This is a genomic window from Ruegeria profundi (assembly GCF_020171505.1).
Lineage (GTDB): Bacteria > Pseudomonadota > Alphaproteobacteria > Rhodobacterales > Rhodobacteraceae > Ruegeria > Ruegeria profundi.
Map to the genome: position 1 here is coordinate 41,450 of NZ_JAIUZS010000007.1, position 23,058 is coordinate 64,507.

The window sequence follows — 23,058 nt, forward strand, 5'->3', positions numbered from 1 at the left end:
ATGATAAGCGTCAACCCGAAGTGCTTGCGGGCTGGCCGAAACAGGGTCAGGAAGGCTCGTTCCCAGCTTCCGCAAGGGTCATTCGCGGTCTGAACGTGGTCTTTGGCGAACCCGTTCAGGGCGCATGGACGCCGACCTGCTGGCAATGCGTCAATTCTAACGCTTGCATCCCTTGGCGTGTCGGCTCAAATTTAATACAAGACTAATTTCCGTTTTGCATCACCTTGACCCCGCAACCACAGCGGTTTCGCTTGGGAGAGGCTTTCATCAAGTCTTTTGATGACATCAGGCAGTTACGCGCGTGGTGTACGGTTCTGACCCGATAGACGATAAGGAAAAGATCTTGGTTTACGAACGCAATGATGGCCCCAAAGATTGGCTGGAAGCCGAGTTGGAAGACACGCTGGACGAAGATTTTGAGATCGAATTCAGCGAACCCATGCTCTCGATGGAAATCCGCAAGATCTACAGGGACCAGCACCCGGACATGCTGGACCGCAAGGTCTATTTCCGCAATCTGCTGCGATTACAGGCCGAACTAATCAAAGTGCAGGATTGGGTGCAGCATACCGGGGCCAAGGTTTGTATCCTGTTCGAAGGTCGTGACAGTGCTGGCAAGGGCGGCGTGATCAAGCGTATCACCCAGCGTCTGAACCCGCGTGTCGCGCGTGTTGTCGCTTTGCCCGCGCCCAGTCGCCGGGAACAGAGCCAGTGGTATTTCCAGCGTTACGTTCCGCATCTGCCCGCAGCCGGGGAGATCGTTCTGTTTGATCGGTCTTGGTACAACCGCGCCGGGGTTGAACGCGTGATGGGCTTTGCCTCTGACGACCAGGTTGAACAGTTCTTTCAGGACGTTCCAGAATTTGAGCGGATGCTGGTTCGGTCAGGGATCATATTGCTGAAATATTGGTTCTCGATCACAGACGAGGAACAGCAGCTGCGCTTTCTCATGCGCATTCATGATCCGATGAAACAGTGGAAACTCTCGCCGATGGATCTGGAATCGCGCATCCGTTGGGAGGCTTATACAAAGGCCAAGGAAGATATGTTCTTCCGCACCAACATCCCAGAGGCGCCTTGGTACATCGTTGAAGGCAATGACAAAAAGCGCGAGCGTCTGAATTGTATCGAGCATCTGCTGACCAAGATCCCATACACGGATGTGCCGCAGGAAAAAGTCAATTTACCGGATCGTAAGTACAACCCTGATTACGAGCGTCGCGTTCTACCGGATGAACTGCACGTGCCCAAAATCTATTGATCAAAAAAACACCCCCGGAACCGGGGGTGTTTTGTGTCAAATCACCAGCAAATTCAGAACAAAAAATGGTCCATCGTCAGGTCTGCAACTCGTGTATCTTCCAGAGTTAGAGAGTTTCCTGCGCCGTCGTCGATAATCACATCTCCGCGCGATTCTGAAATGTGGTTGTTCATCAAATCGCTGTACCCGGTAATGGCGGTATTCAGGCTTAAGTCGATGTAATCCTCATCGGTGAAATCCGTCACGGTGTCCGGCCCGATGGTGAACACAAACGTATCCGAACCTGAACCGCCGGTCATGGTGTCGATGCCGCGCGCCCCGATCAGGGTGTCGTCGTCATCGCCGCCGATCAGCGTGTCGCGTCCGCGTCCGCCCCGCAACATGTCATCGCCAGCACCGCCTTGCAACCGGTCGGCGCCCATGCCTGACTGCAGCCAGTCATTGCCCGAGGCACCCTTCAACAGGTCGACGCCCTGGCCGCCAAGTAGGGTGTCATTGCCGCCATAACCGCTGAGAGTGTCATCGCCGAGCCCACCAATCAGGGTGTCACGGCCATTTCCTCCGCCCAGAATGTCATCGCCATCGCGACCGTCCAAGGTGCCGGCCTGACCTGATTTCAGGATAAACCAGTCATCGGACGCATCGCCGATGGTGCCAGCGTCCACGGCTTCTTGGCCCGGTTCGGTTGGGGTAGGTGCAGGGGTACTTCCACCCGAACCACCAGTATCCAGATCAAGCTGCCCCGAGGTGCGGGCGAAATTCTGGGTCACGATGATCGCGTCCCAACCTTCGAACTTGCCAACCTCGATGCCAATACCTACCACGGTGACATTGGGATCAAGGATGTTCGCCCTGTGGCCCGGGCTGTTCATCAGGCTGTTGTGCAGGTTTTCAACGTCGTCCGATAGTCCGGGTGCGCCCCGGATGCTTTGCCACGCGATGTTTTCGGTCGCGCGCCAACTGCCGGCAAAGTCAAACCCGGCCGCATCCATGCGCTGCGACGGGCTTGAGCCGCCCTGACCAGTGTGACTGAACGTGTCAGTGTTCAGCATCCATTGACTGTGGTCTTCCGCGGCCTCATTCAAATTCAATTCAAGCCGAACAGGGGGAAGTCCGGCCTGCGCGCGCTCTGCATTGATCAATGCGAGCATCTGCCTTTCTAGTTCGCTTGCGGTTGACATGATTCTGCCTCCAAAGAATTGCGTTATTTTGCGGCGACATTAATGGCGAGAATTTGGCGGGATACAGACGCAATCTGGGCCGCTGGCTTGGTCGGCGAATTGCCACCGCCCTATTTGCTTTGTGTGTGCAAAAAACTGCGCATGCGCAGTGTCAACGCGTTTGAGGCACGCCATTGCGGCACCCTGCGGGCCTAAGAGGCTGTCAGTCAAAATCCATCAAAAGGCCGAGGTCGAGCTGGATAAGGCGTGAAGGAATTTCGATTGCGCCACGGGTTGGGCCGGTATGTTTACGGGTGACGATGATCGGCGTCCAAGTCTTGCGATCATCGGCAGGGTCACCAAACCGACCTTCCGGATTCAGCCGGTTTGCCCGTGGGCGATTCAGCGGACGACAACCGGCGTCCAAAACGACAAACCCCCGGGCAGGGCCTCGGGGGTCGTCAAATAGTGTCATCCAAAGCTGGACGAGACGGGTCTTAGAGCAGACCTTCGCGCTGGGCTTTCTTGCGTGCCAGTTTACGGGCACGGCGGATCGCTTCAGCTTTCTCGCGCGCTTTTTTCTCGGACGGTTTCTCGAAATGTTGCTTGAGCTTCATTTCACGGAACACGCCTTCGCGCTGCAGCTTTTTCTTCAGGGCACGAAGCGCCTGATCGACGTTATTGTCGCGAACACTAACCTGCATGTGGTTGTCACCACCTTTCTAGATAGAGTTGCAAGGAAATTGCAGGAGTTGGCCGTATAGCAAAGCCGGCCTACCTTGTCTAGTACTGGCCCCGAGAACCGGAGAACCCCATGACTGTCACCTATGAAGATGCCAAGCAACAGCTTTTGGACGCGATCTTGATGCACGTCCCCTTTGATGGCTGGTCTGAAACCAGCTTTCGTGCCGCGGTAGTCGATTGTGATCTGGATCAGGGTCTGGCGCGGGCAATTTGTCCCCGTGGAGCGGTTGATCTGGCGCTGGCCTTTCATGCCCGTGGCGATGCCGCGATGGTGGAACGACTCAATACCACCGATCTGAGGGAACTGAAATTCCGTGACCGCGTGGCCGCAGCCGTACGCTTTCGGCTTGAGGCTGTTCCCGACAAAGAGCTGGTTCGTCGCGGGATGACGCTTTTTTCGCTGCCGAGCCATGCGGCCGATGGAGCGAAGGCGCTTTGGCAGACCTGTGACCTGATCTGGGACACGCTGGGCGATACGTCGGATGATGTGAACTGGTACACCAAACGAGCAACCCTGTCGGGGGTCTATTCTTCGACCCTGCTGTTTTGGCTGGGCGATGATTCTCCGGATCATCAAAAGACGTGGGAGTTTCTGGACCGTCGCATCGACAATGTGATGCAGATCGAAAAGCTCAAGGCGCAGGTAAACGGCAATCCGCTGCTCAAACCCCTCCTTGCGGTGCCAAACTGGTTTGCCAGTCAGGTAAAGCCGCCAATCAGGATGAGGGCTGATCTGCCCGGAGTTCTGAACACGCGAAAGTAACTGTCTGGGCCTTCTGTTATTACCCTGATAGGCATTGGGCAAAGGAGATTTGCCCATGACACAGACAATGCGCGCTGTTGAGATCACCAAGCCCGGAGGACCGGAGGTTCTGCAAGTGACAGACCGTCCAGTACCCGAGCCCAAAAACGGTCAGGTGATCCTTAAGATCGCTTATGCTGGCGTGAACCGTCCGGATGCGTTGCAGCGCGCAGGAGCTTATGATCCACCCCCGGGGGCGAGCGATCTGCCGGGGCTTGAGGCTGCGGGAGAGGTGGTCGCCATAGGCCCCGGCGTTGAAGGTCTTTTTTTGGGTGATCAGGTTTGTGCGTTATTGCCGGGCGGCGGCTACGCCGAATACGTGGCCACGCCTGCCGCGCATTGTCTGCCGGTGCCGGCAGGGATGGGCATGAAAGAGGCCGCGTGCCTCCCCGAGACATTCTTTACCGTCTGGTCCAACGTCTTTACCCGCGGTGGGCTCAAGGCTGGGGAGCGGTTTCTGGTCCATGGTGGCTCAAGCGGGATTGGCACCACGGCAATTCAACTGGCCCATGCCTTTGGCGCCCGCGTTTTCACCACTGCCGGGTCGGATGAGAAATGCGAGGCCTGCGTCAAACTTGGTGCTGAGCGCGCAATCAATTACCGGGATGAGGACTTCGTAGCGGTTATGCGGGCTGAAGGGGGTGCAAACCTGATCCTTGATATGGTCGGCGGTGACTATATTCCGCGCAACGTAAAAACTCTGGCCGAAGACGGTCGGCTTGTTCAGATCGCCTTTCTGCAAGGTCCAAACGTCGAGTTGAACTTTGCGATGATGATGGTCAAGCGCCTGACCCTGACCGGCAGCACTCTGCGTCCGCAAAGTGATTTGGCCAAGGCAAAAATTGCTCGGGATTTACACGAGGCGGTCTGGCCGTTGCTGGAGGCGGGGAAGGTCGCCCCTGTAATGGACAGCGAATTTGATCTGGAAGATGCCTCGGCCGCCCATGCGCGCATGGAAAGCTCGGATCATATTGGCAAGATCGTTCTGAAAGTATCAGGTTGAAGCAGTGCGCGGGCTGGTCCCGCGCAATTTCCTTAGGTCACTGCACGCCGGTACAGGTGCCAGGTCGCATGGCCAAGTACCGGCATGACCACGATCAGCCCGAGAAGCATCGGAATGGCACCGGCGATCAACAAGACAGCGACCACAAGACCCCAGGCCAGAATGACCCTTGGGTTATGCCGAAGGACACGGACCGAGGTCACAACCGCCACCGGAAGCCCGACTTTACGATCCAGCAAAAGCGGAAAGCTGACGACGCTGATCGCCAGCGCGACCAGGGCAAACAGAAACCCTACCGCGTTGCCAAATATGATCATCGTCCAGCCCGCACCGGTGGTGAACACCTGCGTAACGAATGCGCCGAAGGATGTTGGCAAATCTGGGCCCAGCGTATGAACATAGATGCTCTGCGCGACCATGAGCCAGACCAGCAGCCAGATGACCAGATAAAAGCCCAACAGCAGAATTGCACCGAATGAGGGTGAGCGAAAGACACCGAAGGCGTCCAGCCAATGCACATCGCCCCCTTGTTCCCGTTTGCGGCTGATTTCATACAATCCTACCGCTGCAATGGGGCCAATCAATGCAAAGCCCATGATCAGCGGTGCAAGCAATGGCACCATGTTCTTATTCAACCCAAAGCCAAACATGAGCAGTCCTGCAATTGGATAAATCAGAACGATGAATATGGCATCTGCCCGCGTTTCCAGAAAATCGTTGTATCCAGCCCGCAGGCAATCCTTCAGGTCCTGCATTGTCAGCGTTTGCACCACCGGCATGTGCCGCGTATCCGCGCTGCCGATGCGATTCACGCTTTCCGCAATGTGATCGCTGGTCGCGCTGATGTTCTTGGCGGCCCAGCTGATCGGGTTTCCAATCGTTTTCGCCATCGATATCCCCTCCCGTAGCGTATCAGCGCAGCAGAGTGGATCCGGCACGGGTTGCCCTTGGCCGGACCAGCCGGCAACGCCCGATAGTGAGTATATCACATTTTTTCGCCTTTTGGTTGCTTGATACGAAACAGAGCCGATTGCCCTGATTCTCAGGCGTGTTAGCTTGGTTGCAGGCAACAGGAGGTCAGCATGCATCAAACGGCAAGAACCGTCGTCATTCACGAACATGGCGGCCCGAAAGTTTTAAGGATCGAAGACCGGCCGCTGGGCGATCCCGGCCCCGGAGAAGTTCGTATTCGTCACAATGCTTGCGGGTTGAACTTTATCGATGTCTATCAGCGTTCAGGACTTTATCCGCTGGATCTGCCGCATGCCTTGGGCATGGAAGCCGCAGGCGTGATCGAGGCCGTGGGCGAAGGCGTGACTCACCTGGAACCCGGCCAGCGGGCGGCATATGCAGCGGCCCCTCCCGGTGCCTATTGCGAGGCACGGGTGATGCCTGCGGCGCAGGTGTGTCAATTGCCAGACGAGATTGCCTTTGACGCGGCGGCGGCAATGATGCTCAAGGGGATGACGGTTGAATACCTGTTTCATCGCACCACGCCGTTAAAACGCGGTGACACCGTCCTGTTTCATGCGGCCGCCGGTGGTGTGGGGTTGATTGCCTGCCAATGGGCCAAATCCGAAGGCATCACCCTTATAGGCACCGCCGGAACCGACGAAAAATGCAGCCTGGCGCAATTCAATGGCGCAGCCCACTGCATCAATTACCGGACCGAAAACTTTGCTGAACGAGTGGCCGAAATCACCGGGGGCAAAGGCGTGGACGTGGTTATGGATTCAATCGGGGCGGACACCTTCAGCGGGTCGCTGGACTGCCTCAAGCCCCTTGGGATGATGATATCGTTTGGCAATGCCTCGGGACCGGTGCCGCTGATCGATCTGGGAATATTGGCCAAGAAAGGGTCGCTCAAGATCACGCGCCCGACTCTTTTTACGCATATCGCCGATCACGCTGTCTGTCAGGCGATGGCGCGACGGCTATTCGGCAAGGTCGAGGGCGGAGAGGTGAAAATCCACATCGACCAGCGCTTTCCGCTGGAACAAGTGGCTGACGCCCACCGCGCGCTTGAGGCGCGCCAGACCACCGGCAGCACGGTTCTGGAGCTTTGACAAAAGATGCGGCCTGTCGGGGCCGGGCTGTTTATTTATTGACCTGCCAATTAGACCTGAAAGGAGGCGCGGAATACCATTATGATCACTTCCAAGCCTATCCTTTTGATCCGAAATCGTCGAGTTGGTGACGCAGACATAAACGCACATTGGACTTGCAGAACGTCGCATAAAGCAGTTCATGAGGTCTGCCGAAAAAGAAAAGGCGGCGAGGTGACTCGCCGCCGAATGCTTTTCAAACTCAGCTGATTTACTGCTGCAGTTCTGCCGGCTCTTTGTCAGCAATGGTTTCCCAGTTTGCGCTGGCTTTTTCGATGAAGCCCGGGATGTCGCCTTCCCAACGTTCCTGGATGTCCTGGGACAGGTTCAGGTACAGTTTGTTGTCAACGATTTTCCAGTAGGTCGGGTCACCGTCGAACTTGAAGCCCATGGCCGCGCCGAATGCGCAGTAACCGCCGTATGCAGGCAGGTAAGCTTCCGGGTTGGCTTCGAACGCCGCTTTGTTTTCTTCGGTTGCAAAACGGTACAGAGCGTCGTTGTGCAGTGCGGAGATGCGGTAGTCACCTTTGGTCGGTGCGCCTTCGGTGAAATAGGCAACCGGGTCATAGCCCTGCATTGCAAGACCGGTCGAGCTTGCGTTCAGTTCAACGCCTGCTGCCATGGCCGAGCTTGCGATTGCGACGGACAAGGCAACCCCGCCCAGGATGGATTTGAACTTGTTCATTTGTTTCACCTTTCGTGAACTTAGGAACCCTCTGCCGCCGGAATTGCGGCTGGTGCCCCTTTGGATTTTTTTTCATGTGCGGTCAGCAATTGTCCGGCACGCAGCCTACTTGGGCAGTGATCTCTTCACGTTCAAAGCAATCAATTGTGATTGTGTGGTAACAAAGATTGAACTGTTCAAATATGCACAGAGTCAGCTTGCCGATCGGGTCTGAAGCCCAGCACAAATTTGACCACCTTTTCTGCGGGCATCTCGCAGGGGCGCAACAGGGCACCGCTGTTGCGAGTCAAGTAGAGGTTCAAGCTGATGTAATCGTTGCCGCCAAGCTCGTGCGCGACCAGCTTTTGGGATTTGCCTCCGGCCAGTTCCGAACGGCTTACGACATAGCGCTTGCCATTGCTTTGGCCGGTAGTCGACCCTGCGGGAATCGCAAAAAAGGCGGTCTGAAAGGTATCAGGGGCGTTCAAGACTGACCGATTTTAGGTTCAGTGCCGGCCTTGATCCGCACAAGGTTGGCCCGGTGGCGCCAAAACACAAGAACGGTCAGCACGATACTCAGTGCAAGGGCTGAGCCATCCGTCAGGGACAGGACCCATACAGCAGACATCGCAGCGGCCACCAACGCACCCAGTGAGGAAATCCGCCATATTGCAGCCGCAACCAACCACGTCAGGCAGCAGGCCACCCCAACACGCCAGTCGAGTGCTAGCCACAGGCCCAGAAAGGTTGCCACGCCCTTGCCGCCCTTGAACCCCAGCCAAACCGGAAAGCAATGACCCAGAAACGCGGCCAGCGCCGCGATCTGTGCGGCGTCTTCCTGTGCCAGCGCACGGGCCAGCAAGACGGCGATTGCGCCTTTGGCGGCGTCGAACAGCAATGTCAGCGCAGCGGCGGGCTTGTTCCCGGTGCGCAATACGTTCGTTGCACCGATATTGCCCGATCCGATGCTGCGCAAATTGCCCAGCCCCATGACCCGTGCGATAATCATGCCAAACGGGATTGAACCCATCAGATAGCCGAGCACTGCCCAGAGGAGCAACTGGGTCATCGAACTGTCAAATGATGGCATCAGGCTCTCCGGTACACTTCGTGTCCTGCCACGTAGGTTGCGGTGACCTTACCCTGCATCCTTTGGCCGTCAAACGGTGTGTTCTGCGATTTCGATTTTAGCGAGAAACGGTCCAGTACAAACGGCACGTCCGGGTCGAATAGGACCAGATCTGCAGGTGCGCCTTGTGACAACCGACCACTCTCCAGACCCAACCGTTTCGCTGGATTCAAGGCCATGGCCCGGAACAGGGTGGGCAGGTCCAGGTACCCCGCATGATAGAGCCGCAACACCGCAGGCAGTAACGTTTCAAGAGCCACCGCGCCCGAGGCAGCCTCTTCAAACGGCAGGCGTTTGCTCTCTTCGTCCTGCGGTGTGTGCATTGAGCTGATCGTGTCGATCAGACCGGACTGCACAGCCTCAATCACAGCGAGCCGGTCGTCTTCGGACCGCAGCGGCGGCTTGACCTTGAAGAAAGTGCGATAGTCGGCCACGTCCAGCTCATTCAGGGTAAGGTGGTGAACTGAAGTCCCGGCAGTGATGTCCAGCCCGTTGCGCTTGGCGCGCTCCAGCGCGGGCAGAGCACGGGCGGTGGTGATCTGATCGGCGTGGTACTCGGCGCCTGTCATCTCAAGCAAGGCGATGTCTCGATCCAGGCCCATACGCTCGGCCATGGGCGAAACAGCTGGCAAACCGCGCAGGGTTGCGAATTTGCCGCTGGTTGCGGCAGCGCCGCTGCTGAGCGTTGGCTCCTGCGGATGGGCGATGACCAGCGCGCCGCAGGATCGCGCATAGGTCAGGGCGCGGGAAAACACTTTGGTATTTAAGACCACGTGGTCGCAATCGGTAAAGGCAACCGCACCGGCATCTTGCAGAAAGCCGATTTCGGTCATCTCGCGTCCTTCACGGCCCTTGGTCAAAGCCGCCATCGGCAGCACGTTGACTGGTGAATCTGACTGCGCGCGTCGCGTGACGAATTCCAGGCTTTCAGGGGTGTCGATAGCCGGAGTGGTATCCGGACGCGTGACGATCGTGGTCACACCTCCGGCAGCCGCTGCCAGACCGGCAGTTTTATAGCTTTCCTTGTGCCTCTCACCGGGCTCACACACTTTGACGCCGATATCGACGATGCCGGGGGCAAGGCATTTCCCACCGCAATCAATGGCCTTCGCCTCGGTGGTCGGGGCATTGCCTTCACCGCGCGCGGCAATCCGGCCATCGGTCACCCGCAGCCAACCGAGGCTGTCCGTGCCGGTTTCTGGGTCGATCAGGCGCGCGTTGGTGAAGATCAGGTTGGTCATGCCATGGCCCTTTCGATAGCGGCTTTGGTGGCGGCGGGATTGGCCTGATATTTGATCAGATGTTTGTCGCCGCTTTTTGTGACAATCTGAACATAGCTTCCCATGGTGTTGACGGCCTCTATCTGGGTCAGCGCCATTTTGCGCGGGCCGGGGCCGGTGAGAGTGGTGTCAGTCATCTCCCACGTGGCGACCAGTTCTTCGGATGCCAGATACCATGCGCGCAGGCCGATGGCCGCAAGGCCTGCGGGCGCGCCGGTCCAGAGATAGGGATTGCCGATCAGCCAAAGCACGATCATCGCGCCGGCCATGGCAACGGCGGCCAACCACGTGTTCGTGCGGATATAGGCACCCTTGTCGGGGGCAAAGGTCACAGGATCAGCCATAGGGCACCTCCGACTGCCAAAAGGACTACCAGCGCCACAATGGCTGAGCCGACGCGGCGGGGCTTGTTGTCTTGCGGCGCGGTTTGAGGGGCAGAAAACGGCTTGGCGCTTTCGGTTTCAATTGGCTCACCGGTCCAGTTGGTCGCCTCTTCGGTGTAGAACCCGATCAGGCGCAAGCGTTTGTCCGGGGTCAGAGTGGCGGCACGCCCGCCGCACGCAGCGCTTCGAACCACCATCACCCAGCCTTCAATTGCCTCAAGCCCTTTATGATCCAGCTGATCGGCAGACACACCGCAGCCGTCGTTCAGATAGCCAAAAAGCCCAAGGTCCTCGAGGTCCGAGACCGGAAAAACATCGATCTGACCTGACTCCAGCCCCTGAACGCCCAAGACCTGATCAGCCGCGCCGGGTTCGCGCAGGAACTTCGCCTCTTCAGGGCGCATATCCAGTGAGAAAATGCGGATCACACCGCGTTCATGGGGGGCAATGGTCAGCTTGCTCATGCCGCCTCGCGCAGGTTGCGGGCCAGCAATTCCATCGCGGCCATGCGAACGGCGACACCCATTTCGACCTGGTCTTGGATAACGGATCGGTTGATGTCGTCGGCCAGCGTGCCATCAATCTCAACCCCGCGGTTCATCGGACCGGGATGCATGACAATGGCGTCGGGCTTGGCCAGCGCCAATTTTGCGGCGTCCAAGCCATAGCGATGATAGTACTCGCGTTCTGAAGGGATAAAGCCGCCATCCATACGCTCTTTCTGAAGGCGCAGCATCATGACCACATCGACGTCTTTAAGACCTTCATTCATGTCGTCATAGATCTCGGCCCCGAAATCGGCGAAATGGCCGGGGACCAGCGTTGGTGGGCCGATCAGGCGAATGCGGTTTTCCATCTTGCCCAGCAGAATGAGGTTTGAGCGTGCCACGCGGGAATGTGCAACATCGCCGCAAATGGCGATGTTCAGACGGTGAAGACGACCCTTGGCACGACGTATGGTCAACGCATCCAGCAGCGCTTGCGTCGGGTGTTCGTGTTTGCCATCGCCCGCGTTCAGCACCGCACAGTTCACTTTCTGCGCCAGCAGATCGACGGCACCGGAATGCGGATGGCGCACCACCAGCAGATCGGGATGCATCGCGTTCAGCGTCATGGCGGTGTCGATCAGCGTCTCGCCTTTTTTGATCGAACTGGCCTGCATCGCCATGTTCATCACATCCGCGCCCAGCCGTTTGCCTGCAATTTCAAAGCTGGCCTGTGTGCGGGTCGAATTTTCAAAGAACATGTTGATCTGGGTCAGCCCCGACAGCACATCAGATCGTTTTGTCGATTGTCGGTTCAGGTCGACATATGTCTCGGCCAGATCAAGGATGGCGGTAATATCGGTTTGCGACAGATGCTCGATGCCAAGAAGGTGACGATGGGCGAAACGCATGGGCGGGCTCCTGTCTGACAATCGAACCGCTTATAAGAAGCTGCGCAGGCCGAGGCAACCTACGGTTCGGCTCCTTCCGGCAGTTTCTCGCATCCGCCATCGGGCAGGCATTGCTCGCCGGGTTTGCACCATTTGGCATAGCCGCAGTCGATGGCGTTCATCGGGACACAACCTTGATGTTCGGAACACTTAAACCCCGGGCGGCATTGCGAGCCCGTTTCTTCGCACACGAACCATCCGGGGCGCGAGCATCCGCCACCCGGCAAGCACGAAGACCCATTGCCACAGACCAGACCATCGTCGCACACTTTGCGAAGGCCGTCGGTCGTTGCGTTCGGGTCAGCTCCGGGTGTTGTGGGTTCACACTCGCCGCGTGCATTGCAAAACGTACCCCCCGGACAATCCACGCGCGACGTGCATTTGTTTGGCCCGGCTGGGGCACACCGCGTGCCGCCCGCGACGCAGCGTTCAAACGGGCCGCAGCTTCGCCCACCGCCGCAATAGGTTCCGCCCAACGGTATGCAGTGGCCGTCAAAGCTGCATCTCTGCGCGCCTGAACAGCAGCGAAAACCGCATTTGGTTTGCCCGGGCCTGCATTGACCGTCCCGGTCAAAGAGCTGCGCAAAAGCTGGGCCGCCGAGCGTGGCCAGCAGCGCAAAAACAAAAAGGAATCGGAACAGTACAATCATGAATGTCTTGATGGTCGGTGCGATGAACGGCCCGATCAAGGCCTATTCGCTTTCCCTCGGACAAAAGCTGGTTAGATTGAGGGCTATGGAATCGGCTATGGACTATCATACAGCGCGGGCACTGCTGGACTGGCAGATAGAACTGGGCGCAACGGAGGCGATCGGTGATGCACCGGTGGACCGATACGCGTTGCCTGACACAACGCCCAAGGTCAAAAAAGCCGCAGTATCCCAAGCCGCTCCGGAAAAGCCCAAGCAGCTTGACCCGGTTGCAGTTGCGAAAGCGGCGGCGCAAAGCTCCGGATCGCTTGATCAGTTGCGCGCGGCGATGGATGCGTTTGAGTATTGCGATCTGAAACGCGGTGCGCGGCAATTGGTCTTTGCCGACGGCACACCCGGCGCGCGGGTCATGATCATCGGCGAAGCACCGGGCCGCGAAGAAGACCGCGAGGGCAAGCCCTTTGTCGGACGCGCGGGGCAATTGTTGGACCGGATGCTGGCAGCGATTGATCTGGATCGTAAACAGAACGTCTATATCACCAATGTCCTGCCGTGGCGGCCGCCTCAGAACCGAGACCCCAAGCCGGAAGAGATCGGGATGATGAAACCCTTCCTCGAACGGCATGTCGCATTGGCCAAACCCGAAGTTCTGGTGATCATGGGTAATATCAGCTGTCAGGCGGTCTTGGGCAAACGTGGCATCACCCGGCTGCGCGGAAAATGGGAACAGGCGCTGGGCTTGCCGGTCATCCCGATGTTCCACCCCGCCTACTTGCTGCGTCAGCCACAGATGAAGCGCCACGCCTGGGCGGATCTGCTGGAGTTAAAAGCCTGGTTGGGGGGCAAGTGATGCGCGTCCTGGCTTTTTCGGACCTGCATATGGCCCGATCACGCGCGGCTGAGATTGTCGCGGCAAGCGCCAAGGCTGATCTCGTGATCGGGGCCGGCGATTTCTGCAATATGCGGCAGGGCTTGGATCAAGCGATGGCGATGTTGTCCGAAATCACAGCGCCTTTCGTCATGGTGCCCGGCAATGCAGAAAGCGTGCAGGACCTGACCGAGGCTGCACCCGAGGGCGGTCATGTGCTGCACGGCACCGGTATGACGCTGGATGGTCTGCGGCTGTTCGGTCTGGGCTATGGCGTACCCGTTACACCTTTTGGTGACTGGTCCTGTGATTTGACCGAGGCCGAAGCCGCTGAGCTGCTTGAGCGTTGCGAAGCTGCGGATATCCTCATTTCGCATTCTCCGCCAAAAGGGTATGGCGATGTTACATCCATGGGTGATGCGGTGGGGTCAGTGGCCGTGCGGGATGCGGTGGAACGGTTACAACCACAATACGCTTTTTGCGGACATATCCACGACAGTTGGGGCTATCGCGGGACTTTGGGCCGTACTCAGGTCGCCAATCTCGGGCCAACGGTAAACTGGTTTGAGGTCTCCATATGATCGAGACTGTCACGCTGCTGGCGTTCATCCCGGCTGCTCTGGCGCTGAACTTTACCCCGGGCGCGGATATGATGTTTTGTTTGGGTCAGGGGCTGCGGTCTGGTGCCAAACCAGCTCTGGTGGCTAGTGCCGGAATCTCTATTGGCCTAATGGTGCACGTGCTGTTGGCCGGGCTCGGGCTGGGAGCCGTGGTCTCCAGCATGCCGTGGCTGTTCGACGTAATCCGTTGGGTGGGCGTGGCGTATCTGCTGTACCTCGCGTGGGGCGTGATCCGGCACGGAGCAATGACCGCCGAAACACCTGCAAAACCGACGCGTTACGCGTTTCGCGACGGAATGGTGGTGAACCTGACCAACCCCAAGGTCATCCTTTTTGTGCTGGCCTTCATCCCGCAATTCGTGAACCCCGCCAACGGCCCGATCCTGCCGCAATTTCTGATATTCGGCGTAATCATCGCGCTGGGCGGTTTCGTGGTGAATGGGATGGTTGGCATTTTTGCTGGTGGCGCGGGGAGGGTTCTGATCTCGAACCCGCGCGCCTCACGTATCATGGGCTGGACAACCGGGGGTATCTTTACAGCCCTCGCCGTCCGGCTTGCCATAATGGAAAGGGCCTGACGCCATATGTCGCGCATTGACGAGAGCATTGAATTCATCCCGGTCCGGATCGCCGTTCTGACGGTCTCGGACACACGCTCGCTGGACGAAGATCGTTCTGGCCAAACACTGGTCGACCGGATCGAACGCGCGGGCCATTTGGTGGCGGATCGCAAGATCATCCGGGATGAGCGCGCCGAAATCGCGGCGCAACTGCGGCTGTGGGTCGGTGATCCCGATATCGACGTTGTGATCTCGACTGGCGGCACAGGTCTTACGGGCCGCGATGTGACGGTTGAGGCGCATCGGGACGTCTATGAAAAGGAAATCGAGGCGTTCAGCACGGTTTTCACCATTGTGTCCATGGAAAAGATAGGCACATCGGCCGTACAATCGCGCGCGACAGGCGGCGTGGCTCAGGGTACCTATCTTTTTGCGTTACCTGGCAGCCCCGGGGCCTGCAAAGACGCGTGGGACGGAATTTTGGAAAAACAGTTCGATTATCGTCACCGACCCTGCAATTTCGTGGAAATAATGCCCCGATTGGACGAACATCTGCGACGGAAGTAGACTGGACGCGCGTATAACTGTTTGAAACCGCTTTGTGGCTTGGCATTTCCCTTTGCCCGGCTACCTTTTTCAGATGGCAGCCTGATGCGACCGGGGTAAGTGACTGATGCGATTCTTGAGGCAAAGCCTTTTTGGTGTCTTTCTGGCGTTTCTGACGCTGGCACTTCTGTTTGTCGCGGTTCAACTCATCGCCAGCGCGGTGCAAGAGGCTTTGAACAGGGATAGCGCGCCACCAGAGGCGCGTGAACGTACCTTTGCCGTTAGCGTGCAGCGTGCAGAATTCCAGACAGTCACACCCTACCTCGAAGCCTTTGGCGAGGTGCAAAGCCGTCGCCGGTTGGAACTGCGCGCAGCGCTCGGCGGTCGGGTCATCGCGCTGGCGGACGATTTCGAGGATGGTGGCGTTGTTCAAGCCGGAGAGGTCTTGGTGGAACTTGACCCGGCTGATGCGCAATCAGCGCTGGATCGGGCCAAGTCCGATCTGTTGGATGCGCAGTTCGAAGAGCGTGACGCGGAACGCTCACTGCTCTTGGCGCAAGATGAGCTGAACTCGGCCACCGCGCAGGCCGAATTACGCGGGCGTGCCTTGCAGCGTCAGGAAAACCTGCAAAGCCGCGGCGTCGGAACACCTGCCGCCGTGGAAGAGGCGGAACTGGCCGAGGCTGCCGCCCAGCAATCTGTTCTGGCCCGCCGCATTGCGCTGGCGCAGGCCGAGTCCCGCGTTGATCAGGCCGCCACTTTGTTGTCTCGCGCCCGCATCGCGCTTGAGGCCGCAGAACGTGATCTGGACGACATGACGGTTCGCGCGGGGTTCGACGGGACATTGACCGATGTTTCGCTGGTTGAAGGGCGGTTGGTATCAGCCAATGAAAAACTGGCGGAATTAGTAGATCCCAACGCGTTGGAGGTCGCATTCCGTGTCTCGACTGCACAATACGTGCGTTTGTTAGACACTGACGGCAAGTTGATCGACGCTCCGGTAACTGTTTCGCTTGAGGTGACGGGAGCCGATCTGACGGCAAAGGGGCGTATCAGCCGTGACAGCGGCTCGGCCGGTGAAGGGCAGACAGGTCGCCTGATTTACGCGCGGCTGGATGATGCGCCGGGCTTCAAACCGGGTGATTTCGTAACAGTCACCGTCGAAGAGCAATCGTTGGAAAACGTGGTGCGACTGCCAGCATCGGTTCTGGACTCGGCCGGCACAGTGTTGGTGCTTGGCGCGGATGACCGGCTTGAGGTTCTGCCGGTGCAACTAATCCGTCGTCAAGGGGACGACGTCTTGCTGCGAGGAGACGGGCTCGACGGGCGTGAGGTTGTTGTTGGCCGGACGCCCTTGTTGGGTGGCGGGGTCCGGGTACGGCCATTGCGGGTTGAGGCCAATGCCGACCCCGACATGGTGGAACTGTCGGATGAGCTGCGCGCGCAACTGGTGGCGCAGGTTGAGGCAAGCGACCAGATGCCCAATGACATGAAGGCACGCGTTTTGGGACAGTTGAACGAGGTCAAGGTTCCAGCCTCTTTGGTGCGTAGCATCGAGACACGGGCCGGGGGGTAAGCGCCATGATGCGCAAAATCCCCGGCGCGGCGGGTGGAATTCTCAGCTACTTCACCCGGCATCGCACGGTGGCCAACCTTCTTCTGCTGCTGATGCTGGTTCTGGGCGCGGCGGCGATCCCCGCGATGCGCGCGCAATTCTTCCCCGATGTGATACTTGAGCGCGTGGATGTTCGGGTCTCGTGGGAGGGAGCGGGACCAGAAGATGTGGATAGCGGCATCGTTCAGCTTCTGGAGCCGGAGCTGCTTGCAGTAGAAGGCGTGACCGACACGACCTCAACCTCGCGCGAGGGGTCTGCGCACATAAGGTTGGAGTTCGAGCCTAACTGGGACATGTCGCGGGCGGTCGACGAAGTCAGAACCGCTGTCGATGGTGTCACCAACCTGCCGGAAGATGCCGAAGAGCCAACGATCCGGCGCGGTGCGTGGCGCGATCGGGTTACGGATGTGGTTGTCACCGGCCCTGTTGATCCGGATCAACTGGCCAAGTTCACGGATGAACTGATCAATCGCCTGTTTGCGGCCGGAGTGACCCGCACCACGATCCGGGGTCTTGCCGCGCCGCGCGTGGTGGTCGAAGTGCCAACGGCGCAGTTGATCGCAAATGACATCACACTGTCCGAGATTGCCCAGGCCATAGCGGCCGAAGCGATCACCAACCCGGCCGGAGATGTCACAGGGGCCAATGCCCGCATCCGCACCGGTACGGAAAAGCGCACCCCGGAAGAGATCGAAAGCATCGCGCTGCGTAACTTTGCTGATGGGTCGAAACTTTATGTAGGCGATGTAGCCGAGATCAGGGTTGAGGGCGTCAACCGTAACCGCAGCTATTATGTAGGCGAAGACCCGGCCATGTCGGTGCGCGTCGACCGCTCGAACCTGGGTGACGCGATCAAGGTGCAGCACACGGTTGAGGATGTGGTGGCTGAAATGCAGGCCAGCCTGCCCGAAGGCGTCACGGCCGAGTTGATCCGAACACGCGCCCAAGCCATCACCGACCGTCTCGATATTCTTGTCGACAATGGGTTGGTGGGTCTGGGGCTTGTGGTTTGTTTGCTGTTTCTGTTTTTGAACGCTCGTATCGCCTTCTGGGTCGCGGCGGGTATTCCTGTGGCGATGTCAGCCGCCATTGCGTTCATGTATATTGGCGGGTTGTCGATCAACATGGTCTCGCTGTTCGGACTGATCATCACGCTGGGTATAGTTGTGGACGATGCCATTGTCGTGGGGGAACATGCGGATTTCCGTGCCCGACGGCTGGGCGAAGCGCCAGTCGTAGCCGCTGAGCGGGCAGCACAGCGCATGGCGATGCCGGTTTTTGCTGCAACGCTGACCACCGTGATTGCGTTTTTTGGGCTGACCGCAATTGGTGGCCGGTTCGGAGAGTTGATCTATGACATCCCTTTCACTGTTATCGCGGTTCTGATCGCCTCGTTGATCGAATGCTTCCTAATCCTGCCCAACCACATGGCCCATGCGATTAAGCATTCTGCCAAGGAACACTGGTACGACTTGCCCAATCGCGTGGTCAATCGCGGTTTCCGTTGGGTGCGGGACACGCTGTTTCGACCGTTGATCGGTTGGGTCGTCCGGGCACGATACGTGGTTGTCGCGATCATGGTGGTGATACTGTCCAGCCAGATCGCCCTGTTTATCAAGGGCGACGTGAACTGGCGCTTTTTCAATGCACCCGAACAGGGATCGGTGACGGGAAACTTCATCATGGTCGAAGGCGCGACCCGTGATGACACGCTTGCCATGATGCGTCAGCTGCAGGTGGCGGTCGAAGAAATGGGCCAAATCTACGAAGAGCGCCACGGACGCAACCCAATCGAATATGTTCTGGCCGAGGTCGGGGGTACCGCTGGTCGCGGCCTGTCTGCTGCCGATGGCAAGGATGCCGACCTGCTCGGCGGAATCTCGGTTGAGTTGATCGACGCCGATCTGCGCCCTTATTCCAGTTTTGAATTTGTGGCTGATCTGCGGGATCACGTGCCCCGCCACCCAAAGGTCGAACTGCTCAGTTTCCGTGGCTGGCGGTCTGGTCCCGGTGGGGATGCGATCGACGTGCAACTCTCGGGTGCCGATCTGGACGCGCTGAAACAGGCATCTGAGGATTTGCAGGCGGAATTGTCAAAGTACCCCGAGGTTTCGGCGCTTGAAGACAACCTAGCCTATGACAAGGAAGAGTTCATTCTGGACCTGACTGCGAAAGGTGAGGCGCTGGGCTTCCGGATCGAAACGCTGGGTCGCGTGTTGCGGGATCGGCTCAACGGTATTGAGGCGGCAACATTCCCTGATGGCCCGCGCAGTGCCGAGATACGTGTCGAACTACCCGAAAACGAACTGACCGCTGATTTCCTTGAGCGTACACTGATGCGCACCCCAGACGGTGTTTATGTGCCCTTGGCCGACATCGTATCGGTCGAACGGAAAGCGGGATTTTCAAGCATCCGACGCGAAAACGGGCTGCGGGTTTTGACAGTGAACGGAGACATTTCAGAGGATGATCCGGCCCGCGCTGCTGAGATTGAGCGCGCTATGGGCGAAGAGATTTTGCCCAAGATCGCATCCGAGCGGCAAGTCGAATGGCAGATGTCAGGCCTGAGCGAGCAGGAGAATGAATTCCTGTCCGAGGCGCGCACAGGGCTGATCCTGTGCCTTACAGGTATCTACCTTGTTCTGGCCTGGGTTTTTGCCAGTTGGACGAGGCCCGTAGTGGTGATGGCGATCATTCCTTTTGGGTTGGTGGGCGCGATCTGGGGGCATTACATCTGGGATGTGCCGCTGAGCATGTTCACCGTGATCGGCCTGCTGGGGATGACCGGCATCATCATCAACGACTCGATCGTATTGGTAACGACCATCGATGGCTACCAGCAGGAGCGCGGGCTGGTGCCTTCAATTGTCGAGGGTACGGCAGACCGTTTGCGCCCGGTGATGCTGACGACACTCACTACGGTTCTGGGGCTGACGCCGTTGCTATACGAAAGCTCAACACAGGCGCAGTTTCTCAAACCCACGGTGATCACGCTGGTTTATGGGTTGGGCTTCGGAATGTTGCTGGTGCTGTTGCTGGTCCCGGCACTGCTGGCTATTCTGAACGACCTGTCGCGCCCGATGACAGCGATGCGCCGCGCGCTGCGTGCGCCGGATCGCGTGGTGCAGGGCGCGGTGGGGGCCACTGCGCTTGCGCTGTTGGTCTGGTTCGGGGTGACTATGATCTGGCCTGCGATAGCTGGCACGCCGTTCGGCCTGCTTTCGGCGTTATACGGAGGCGCCGAGAGTGTCGTGGCCCTGCAAATGGGGCTGGGTGCTTTCGTTGCCGGGGCTGTACCAATCCTGTTGGTCAGCTTTGTACTGTCCGGTCTGCTGTATATACGGCTACGGGGGCGGGCAGTTTAAGACTGACGCAGTGCGGTTTCCAATAGGTCGATAACCCGGTTGCTCATTTGCAGATCACCTTGTCGGATCCGTTCAATCGGGAACCAACGGGCGTCCTGCGCGTCATCTCCGGCCAAAGGCGTACCCGATCGATATTGGCAGGCGACCCCGACCAGCAAATAGTGTGACTGCACGCTGCCCTGATCGTTGTGGCGCAGTAAATCCAGGTTATCGAGGTAGTGCAGCGGCTCGGCGATGATCGAGGTTTCCTCATGCAATTCCCGCTGTGCGGCCTGCATCACAGTCTCACCCCATTCGACGTGACCGCCGGGAAAACCCCAAAGCCCTGCATCAGGTTGCTTGCTGCGTTGCACAAGTAGGACCCGGGCATTGTGCACCACGACTGCAAGCGCGCCGATCTTCGGAGTTTTCTGCATGCCTCAGCCCGCGCTGCATCCCTGAATGTCGACCGCGTGTTTGGCACCAAGAACCGTGATCCGAATGTCAGATCGGTCCAAGGCAAAAGATCCGCCCGCGGCGCTGATCACCTCGGATGTGGCAACCAGCGTGTCGCCTTGGCGTGTCGTCTCGGGCTGAGAAGTCCACAATGCCGGATCGCCCGGCTCAATCACGGCAACTTCGCGTCCACCGGCCGAGGGCATGGTAACGCGGGCTTCGATTTGCATGCCATCCACCGTAGGGGTCAGGTGGCAGCTGGCGGCAGTAACGCGCGCCTCTTTTGCCGAGAAGGGACGCTGCGCCAGCGCAGCGGCGATTGCCGGGTTGCGCGCGGCGTTGGCGTCCAGCATATGGTCGAAATCCAAACGTTCGGGAATGCAGACATCCTTGCAGACGCCCAAGTCCATGTCGCCGCGCAGCCGAACAGGTTTTGCTGGGTTGCGGGGGGTGATCTCAACCGGCAGCACCAGTTGATTTGCGTAGCCGATGGACTGTAGCCCGTTTTGAACAAACACCTCGGGTGCGGGCCAGGTGATCGACACATCACCCACATTCTGTGAATTCTGCCAGTCAAACTGCGGTGGAATGCCCGCATCGCCGGGCGCGCGCCAATAGGTTTTCCACCCATCCTGCAACGTCAACCTGAGCGCGCCAAGATAGGTGCCACTGGCTGTACGTCCGCCATCCAGGATATCCAGTTTCACAACGCCGTCCACCCGCTGCGCTTGCGCAGGGGCGTTCAGCATGACACAGGCGGTCAGCGCGACTGCAGTCGACTTAAGAAAACGCTTCATATGTAATAAATGCGCGCTTTGGGCCGCGATTCCAAGTCACGTTCCGGTCACATGGATGAAATCTGGCGAAATGTGGCTTGATCCCTTGCCAATCCCCACATGCCGGGGCCATTGTTGAATGGGGACGAAGCGAGAGTCAAAATTCAATGGACCTGACTGGAAAACTGTTGATTGCGATGCCCGGGATGGGTGACCCGCGCTTCGATCACTCGGTTGTTTTCATTTGCAGCCATGGTGATGAAGGGGCGATGGGGCTGATCGTGAACAAGCCATCGGATTTGCGGATCAAAACCCTGCTGAACCAGCTGAATATCGCTTGCCGCATCCCTGTCGTGGGTGAACGTCTGGTGCATTTCGGTGGACCGGTCGAGATGTCGCGCGGCTTTGTCCTGCACAGCGCCGACTATGAGGCCAACCTGCATTCGATGCAGATTTCAGATGATTTCAGCATGACGGCAACGCTGGACATACTCGAAGATCTGGCCTCGGGGCGGGGGCCTTTGAATTCGACGCTGGCGCTAGGCTATTCCGGTTGGGGGCCCGGCCAGTTGGAGGAAGAGATCGCGATGAATGGCTGGCTGACCACTGAGGCGACATCGAAACTTGTGTTCGACGTGCCCGATGATGGCAAGTGGGAGGCCGCATTGGCCACGCTGGGTGTGGACCCGCTAACCCTGTCGGCCAGCGCCGGGCGCGCCTGATCACGTGTCGCGCGGCGCTGCGGCGCGACGCAAACGGTCATTGATGGCCGCACCCAGACCCTGATCAGGAATAGGTGAAACGGCGATTGGGCGGCCTGTCGCGTTCAGCGTGTGCAGGGCCGAGAACAAATTGGCTGCGGCTTCGTCCAGATCACCCGCCTCTGATAGGTTCAGATCGCACGGGACCGGGCCAAAGCCCAGCAAAACCTCATCACCTTGGGGGCTTTCAGCGTTCAGGCGCACCGGAGCGTCCGGGGCATAGTGCGATTGAAGCTGGCCCGGAGCGGTCAGCAGATCTCCGGCCTGATGCAGGTGCAACCGCGTACCCAGAACGGATTCGATGTCTTCCAGTGCTACACCGCCGGGACGCAGAAGGCTGGGCTCTCCGGCCAGTCCGACGATGGTGGATTCCACGCCAACACCACACGGGCCGTCGTCCAGAATGGCGGCAATGCGACCCCCCAGACCCGCACGTACGTGATCGGCTGTTGTTGGGCTGACCTGACCCGAGGGGTTGGCCGAGGGTGCCGCGACCGGGCCACCAAAAGCAGTCAGCAGCGCCCGCGCGGTACCGTGCGCCGGCACGCGAACCGCAAGCGTATCCAACCCGGCGGTCACCAGTGAAGAAATCCGGTGCCCCTTTTTCAACGGCAGCACCATGGTCAGGGGGCCCGGCCAAAAAGCCGCGGCCAGTGTCTCGGCCATATCGGACCATTGCACAAAACGGCGTGCCGCCTCGGCAGATGACACATGCGCGATCAGGGGGTTAAAACTGGGCCGCCCTTTTGCCGCGTAGATGCTGGCCACGGCCCTGCCGTTGCATGCGTCGCCGCCTAGCCCATAGACCGTTTCGGTGGCAAAAGCGACCAGCAGGCCTTGTCGCAGCAGGTCAGCCGCCTGCGCGATTCCGTCGGGATCGGCGGATAAGTCCATAG

At 58.7% G+C, this 23,058-nt stretch carries 24 protein-coding genes; 11 read left to right on the forward strand and 13 right to left on the reverse strand.

Annotated features, from left to right (window positions below):
* The first annotated feature begins 343 nt into the window (after nt 1-343).
* Entirely contained in the window at nt 344-1,261 is a 918-nt protein-coding gene (gene ppk2 / locus LCM21_RS15710; protein ID WP_068338352.1) for a polyphosphate kinase 2, read from the forward strand.
* A gap of 53 nt (nt 1,262-1,314) precedes the next feature.
* On the opposite strand, the gene LCM21_RS15715 is transcribed toward ppk2, so the two are convergent.
* A complete protein-coding gene (locus LCM21_RS15715) occupies nt 1,315-2,442 on the reverse strand; it encodes a CAP domain-containing protein (protein WP_224891453.1) in 1,128 nt (375 codons plus the stop codon).
* Nucleotides 2,443-2,918: 476 nt separating this feature from the next.
* Nucleotides 2,919-3,125 carry a 30S ribosomal protein S21 gene (rpsU, locus tag LCM21_RS15720; protein ID WP_005614280.1) on the reverse strand — a complete coding sequence of 69 codons (207 nt, stop codon included), beginning with the start codon at nt 3,123-3,125 and terminating at the stop codon, nt 2,919-2,921.
* Between the two features lie 110 nt (nt 3,126-3,235).
* Between rpsU and LCM21_RS15725 the strand changes: the two genes are divergently transcribed.
* Both LCM21_RS15725 and LCM21_RS15730 read left to right on the forward strand, forming a co-directional pair.
* Complete coding sequence (locus LCM21_RS15725) at nt 3,236-3,928, forward strand: COQ9 family protein (protein WP_224891454.1); 693 nt, start codon at nt 3,236-3,238, stop codon at nt 3,926-3,928.
* Nucleotides 3,929-3,983: 55 nt separating this feature from the next.
* Entirely contained in the window at nt 3,984-4,970 is a 987-nt protein-coding gene (locus LCM21_RS15730; RefSeq protein WP_224891455.1) for an NAD(P)H-quinone oxidoreductase, read from the forward strand.
* Nucleotides 4,971-5,002: 32 nt separating this feature from the next.
* Here the strand turns inward: LCM21_RS15730 and LCM21_RS15735 are convergent, their stop codons facing one another.
* Nucleotides 5,003-5,860, reverse strand: coding sequence for a DUF2189 domain-containing protein (locus tag LCM21_RS15735; RefSeq protein ID WP_224891456.1), 858 nt, complete (start codon nt 5,858-5,860; stop codon nt 5,003-5,005).
* A gap of 192 nt (nt 5,861-6,052) precedes the next feature.
* On the opposite strand from LCM21_RS15735, the gene LCM21_RS15740 reads away from it, so the two are divergent.
* A complete protein-coding gene (locus LCM21_RS15740) occupies nt 6,053-7,036 on the forward strand; it encodes a quinone oxidoreductase family protein (RefSeq protein WP_224891457.1) in 984 nt (327 codons plus the stop codon).
* Nucleotides 7,037-7,286: 250 nt separating this feature from the next.
* On the opposite strand, the gene LCM21_RS15745 is transcribed toward LCM21_RS15740, so the two are convergent.
* The 7 genes from LCM21_RS15745 to LCM21_RS15775 form a co-directional block, all read right to left on the reverse strand.
* Complete coding sequence (locus tag LCM21_RS15745) at nt 7,287-7,760, reverse strand: YHS domain-containing (seleno)protein (RefSeq protein WP_068337989.1); 474 nt, start codon at nt 7,758-7,760, stop codon at nt 7,287-7,289.
* A gap of 176 nt (nt 7,761-7,936) precedes the next feature.
* Complete coding sequence (locus tag LCM21_RS15750; RefSeq protein WP_224891458.1) at nt 7,937-8,227, reverse strand: hypothetical protein; 291 nt, start codon at nt 8,225-8,227, stop codon at nt 7,937-7,939.
* Nucleotides 8,224-8,829 carry a glycerol-3-phosphate 1-O-acyltransferase PlsY gene (plsY, locus tag LCM21_RS15755; protein WP_224891459.1) on the reverse strand — a complete coding sequence of 202 codons (606 nt, stop codon included), beginning with the start codon at nt 8,827-8,829 and terminating at the stop codon, nt 8,224-8,226. The genes LCM21_RS15750 and plsY overlap by 4 nt, the downstream gene beginning before the upstream one ends.
* Nucleotides 8,829-10,109 carry a dihydroorotase gene (gene pyrC / locus LCM21_RS15760; RefSeq protein ID WP_224891460.1) on the reverse strand — a complete coding sequence of 427 codons (1,281 nt, stop codon included), beginning with the start codon at nt 10,107-10,109 and terminating at the stop codon, nt 8,829-8,831. Before pyrC ends, plsY begins: the two co-directional genes overlap by 1 nt.
* On the reverse strand, nt 10,106-10,492 hold the full coding sequence (locus tag LCM21_RS15765; protein WP_224891461.1) for a hypothetical protein: 387 nt from the start codon (nt 10,490-10,492) through the stop codon (nt 10,106-10,108). The genes pyrC and LCM21_RS15765 overlap by 4 nt, the downstream gene beginning before the upstream one ends.
* Nucleotides 10,477-10,995 (reverse strand): hypothetical protein, encoded by a 519-nt coding sequence (locus LCM21_RS15770; protein WP_224891462.1) that lies wholly within the window; start codon nt 10,993-10,995, stop codon nt 10,477-10,479. The genes LCM21_RS15765 and LCM21_RS15770 overlap by 16 nt, the downstream gene beginning before the upstream one ends.
* On the reverse strand, nt 10,992-11,927 hold the full coding sequence (locus LCM21_RS15775; RefSeq protein WP_224891463.1) for an aspartate carbamoyltransferase catalytic subunit: 936 nt from the start codon (nt 11,925-11,927) through the stop codon (nt 10,992-10,994). Before LCM21_RS15775 ends, LCM21_RS15770 begins: the two co-directional genes overlap by 4 nt.
* Nucleotides 11,928-12,701: 774 nt before the next feature.
* Between LCM21_RS15775 and LCM21_RS15780 the strand changes: the two genes are divergently transcribed.
* The 6 genes from LCM21_RS15780 to LCM21_RS15805 all read left to right on the forward strand — a co-directional run bounded on the left by LCM21_RS15780 (nt 12,702) and on the right by LCM21_RS15805 (nt 20,190).
* The gene (locus LCM21_RS15780; RefSeq protein WP_224891625.1) at nt 12,702-13,466 is read left to right on the forward strand and encodes a uracil-DNA glycosylase; all 765 of its coding nucleotides are present in this window, start codon (nt 12,702-12,704) and stop codon (nt 13,464-13,466) included.
* Nucleotides 13,466-14,065: a metallophosphoesterase family protein gene (locus tag LCM21_RS15785; protein ID WP_224891464.1), complete on the forward strand. Its 600-nt coding sequence runs from the start codon at nt 13,466-13,468 to the stop codon at nt 14,063-14,065. Before LCM21_RS15780 ends, LCM21_RS15785 begins: the two co-directional genes overlap by 1 nt.
* Nucleotides 14,062-14,682, forward strand: coding sequence for a LysE family translocator (locus tag LCM21_RS15790; protein WP_224891465.1), 621 nt, complete (start codon nt 14,062-14,064; stop codon nt 14,680-14,682). The genes LCM21_RS15785 and LCM21_RS15790 overlap by 4 nt, the downstream gene beginning before the upstream one ends.
* Nucleotides 14,683-14,688: 6 nt before the next feature.
* Nucleotides 14,689-15,231, forward strand: a complete 543-nt coding sequence (gene moaB, locus LCM21_RS15795; RefSeq protein ID WP_068338006.1) for a molybdenum cofactor biosynthesis protein B — start codon at nt 14,689-14,691, stop codon at nt 15,229-15,231.
* 106 nt (nt 15,232-15,337) lie between these two features.
* Entirely contained in the window at nt 15,338-16,786 is a 1,449-nt protein-coding gene (locus LCM21_RS15800; protein WP_224891466.1) for an efflux RND transporter periplasmic adaptor subunit, read from the forward strand.
* Nucleotides 16,787-16,791: 5 nt separating this feature from the next.
* On the forward strand, nt 16,792-20,190 hold the full coding sequence (locus LCM21_RS15805; RefSeq protein ID WP_224891467.1) for an efflux RND transporter permease subunit: 3,399 nt from the start codon (nt 16,792-16,794) through the stop codon (nt 20,188-20,190).
* Here LCM21_RS15805 and LCM21_RS15810 read toward each other — a convergent pair.
* Nucleotides 20,187-20,606 carry an NUDIX hydrolase gene (locus LCM21_RS15810; protein ID WP_224891468.1) on the reverse strand — a complete coding sequence of 140 codons (420 nt, stop codon included), beginning with the start codon at nt 20,604-20,606 and terminating at the stop codon, nt 20,187-20,189. The genes LCM21_RS15805 and LCM21_RS15810 overlap by 4 nt on opposite strands.
* A 3-nt stretch (nt 20,607-20,609) precedes the next feature.
* Nucleotides 20,610-21,422 (reverse strand): protein-disulfide reductase DsbD domain-containing protein, encoded by an 813-nt coding sequence (locus tag LCM21_RS15815; RefSeq protein ID WP_224891469.1) that lies wholly within the window; start codon nt 21,420-21,422, stop codon nt 20,610-20,612.
* A 146-nt stretch (nt 21,423-21,568) separates the two neighbouring features.
* Between LCM21_RS15815 and LCM21_RS15820 the strand changes: the two genes are divergently transcribed.
* The gene (locus LCM21_RS15820; protein WP_224891470.1) at nt 21,569-22,123 is read left to right on the forward strand and encodes a YqgE/AlgH family protein; all 555 of its coding nucleotides are present in this window, start codon (nt 21,569-21,571) and stop codon (nt 22,121-22,123) included.
* On the opposite strand, the gene LCM21_RS15825 is transcribed toward LCM21_RS15820, so the two are convergent.
* Nucleotides 22,124-23,056, reverse strand: a complete 933-nt coding sequence (locus LCM21_RS15825) for an L-threonylcarbamoyladenylate synthase (RefSeq protein WP_404818133.1) — start codon at nt 23,054-23,056, stop codon at nt 22,124-22,126.
* Nucleotides 23,057-23,058 lie beyond the last annotated feature (2 nt).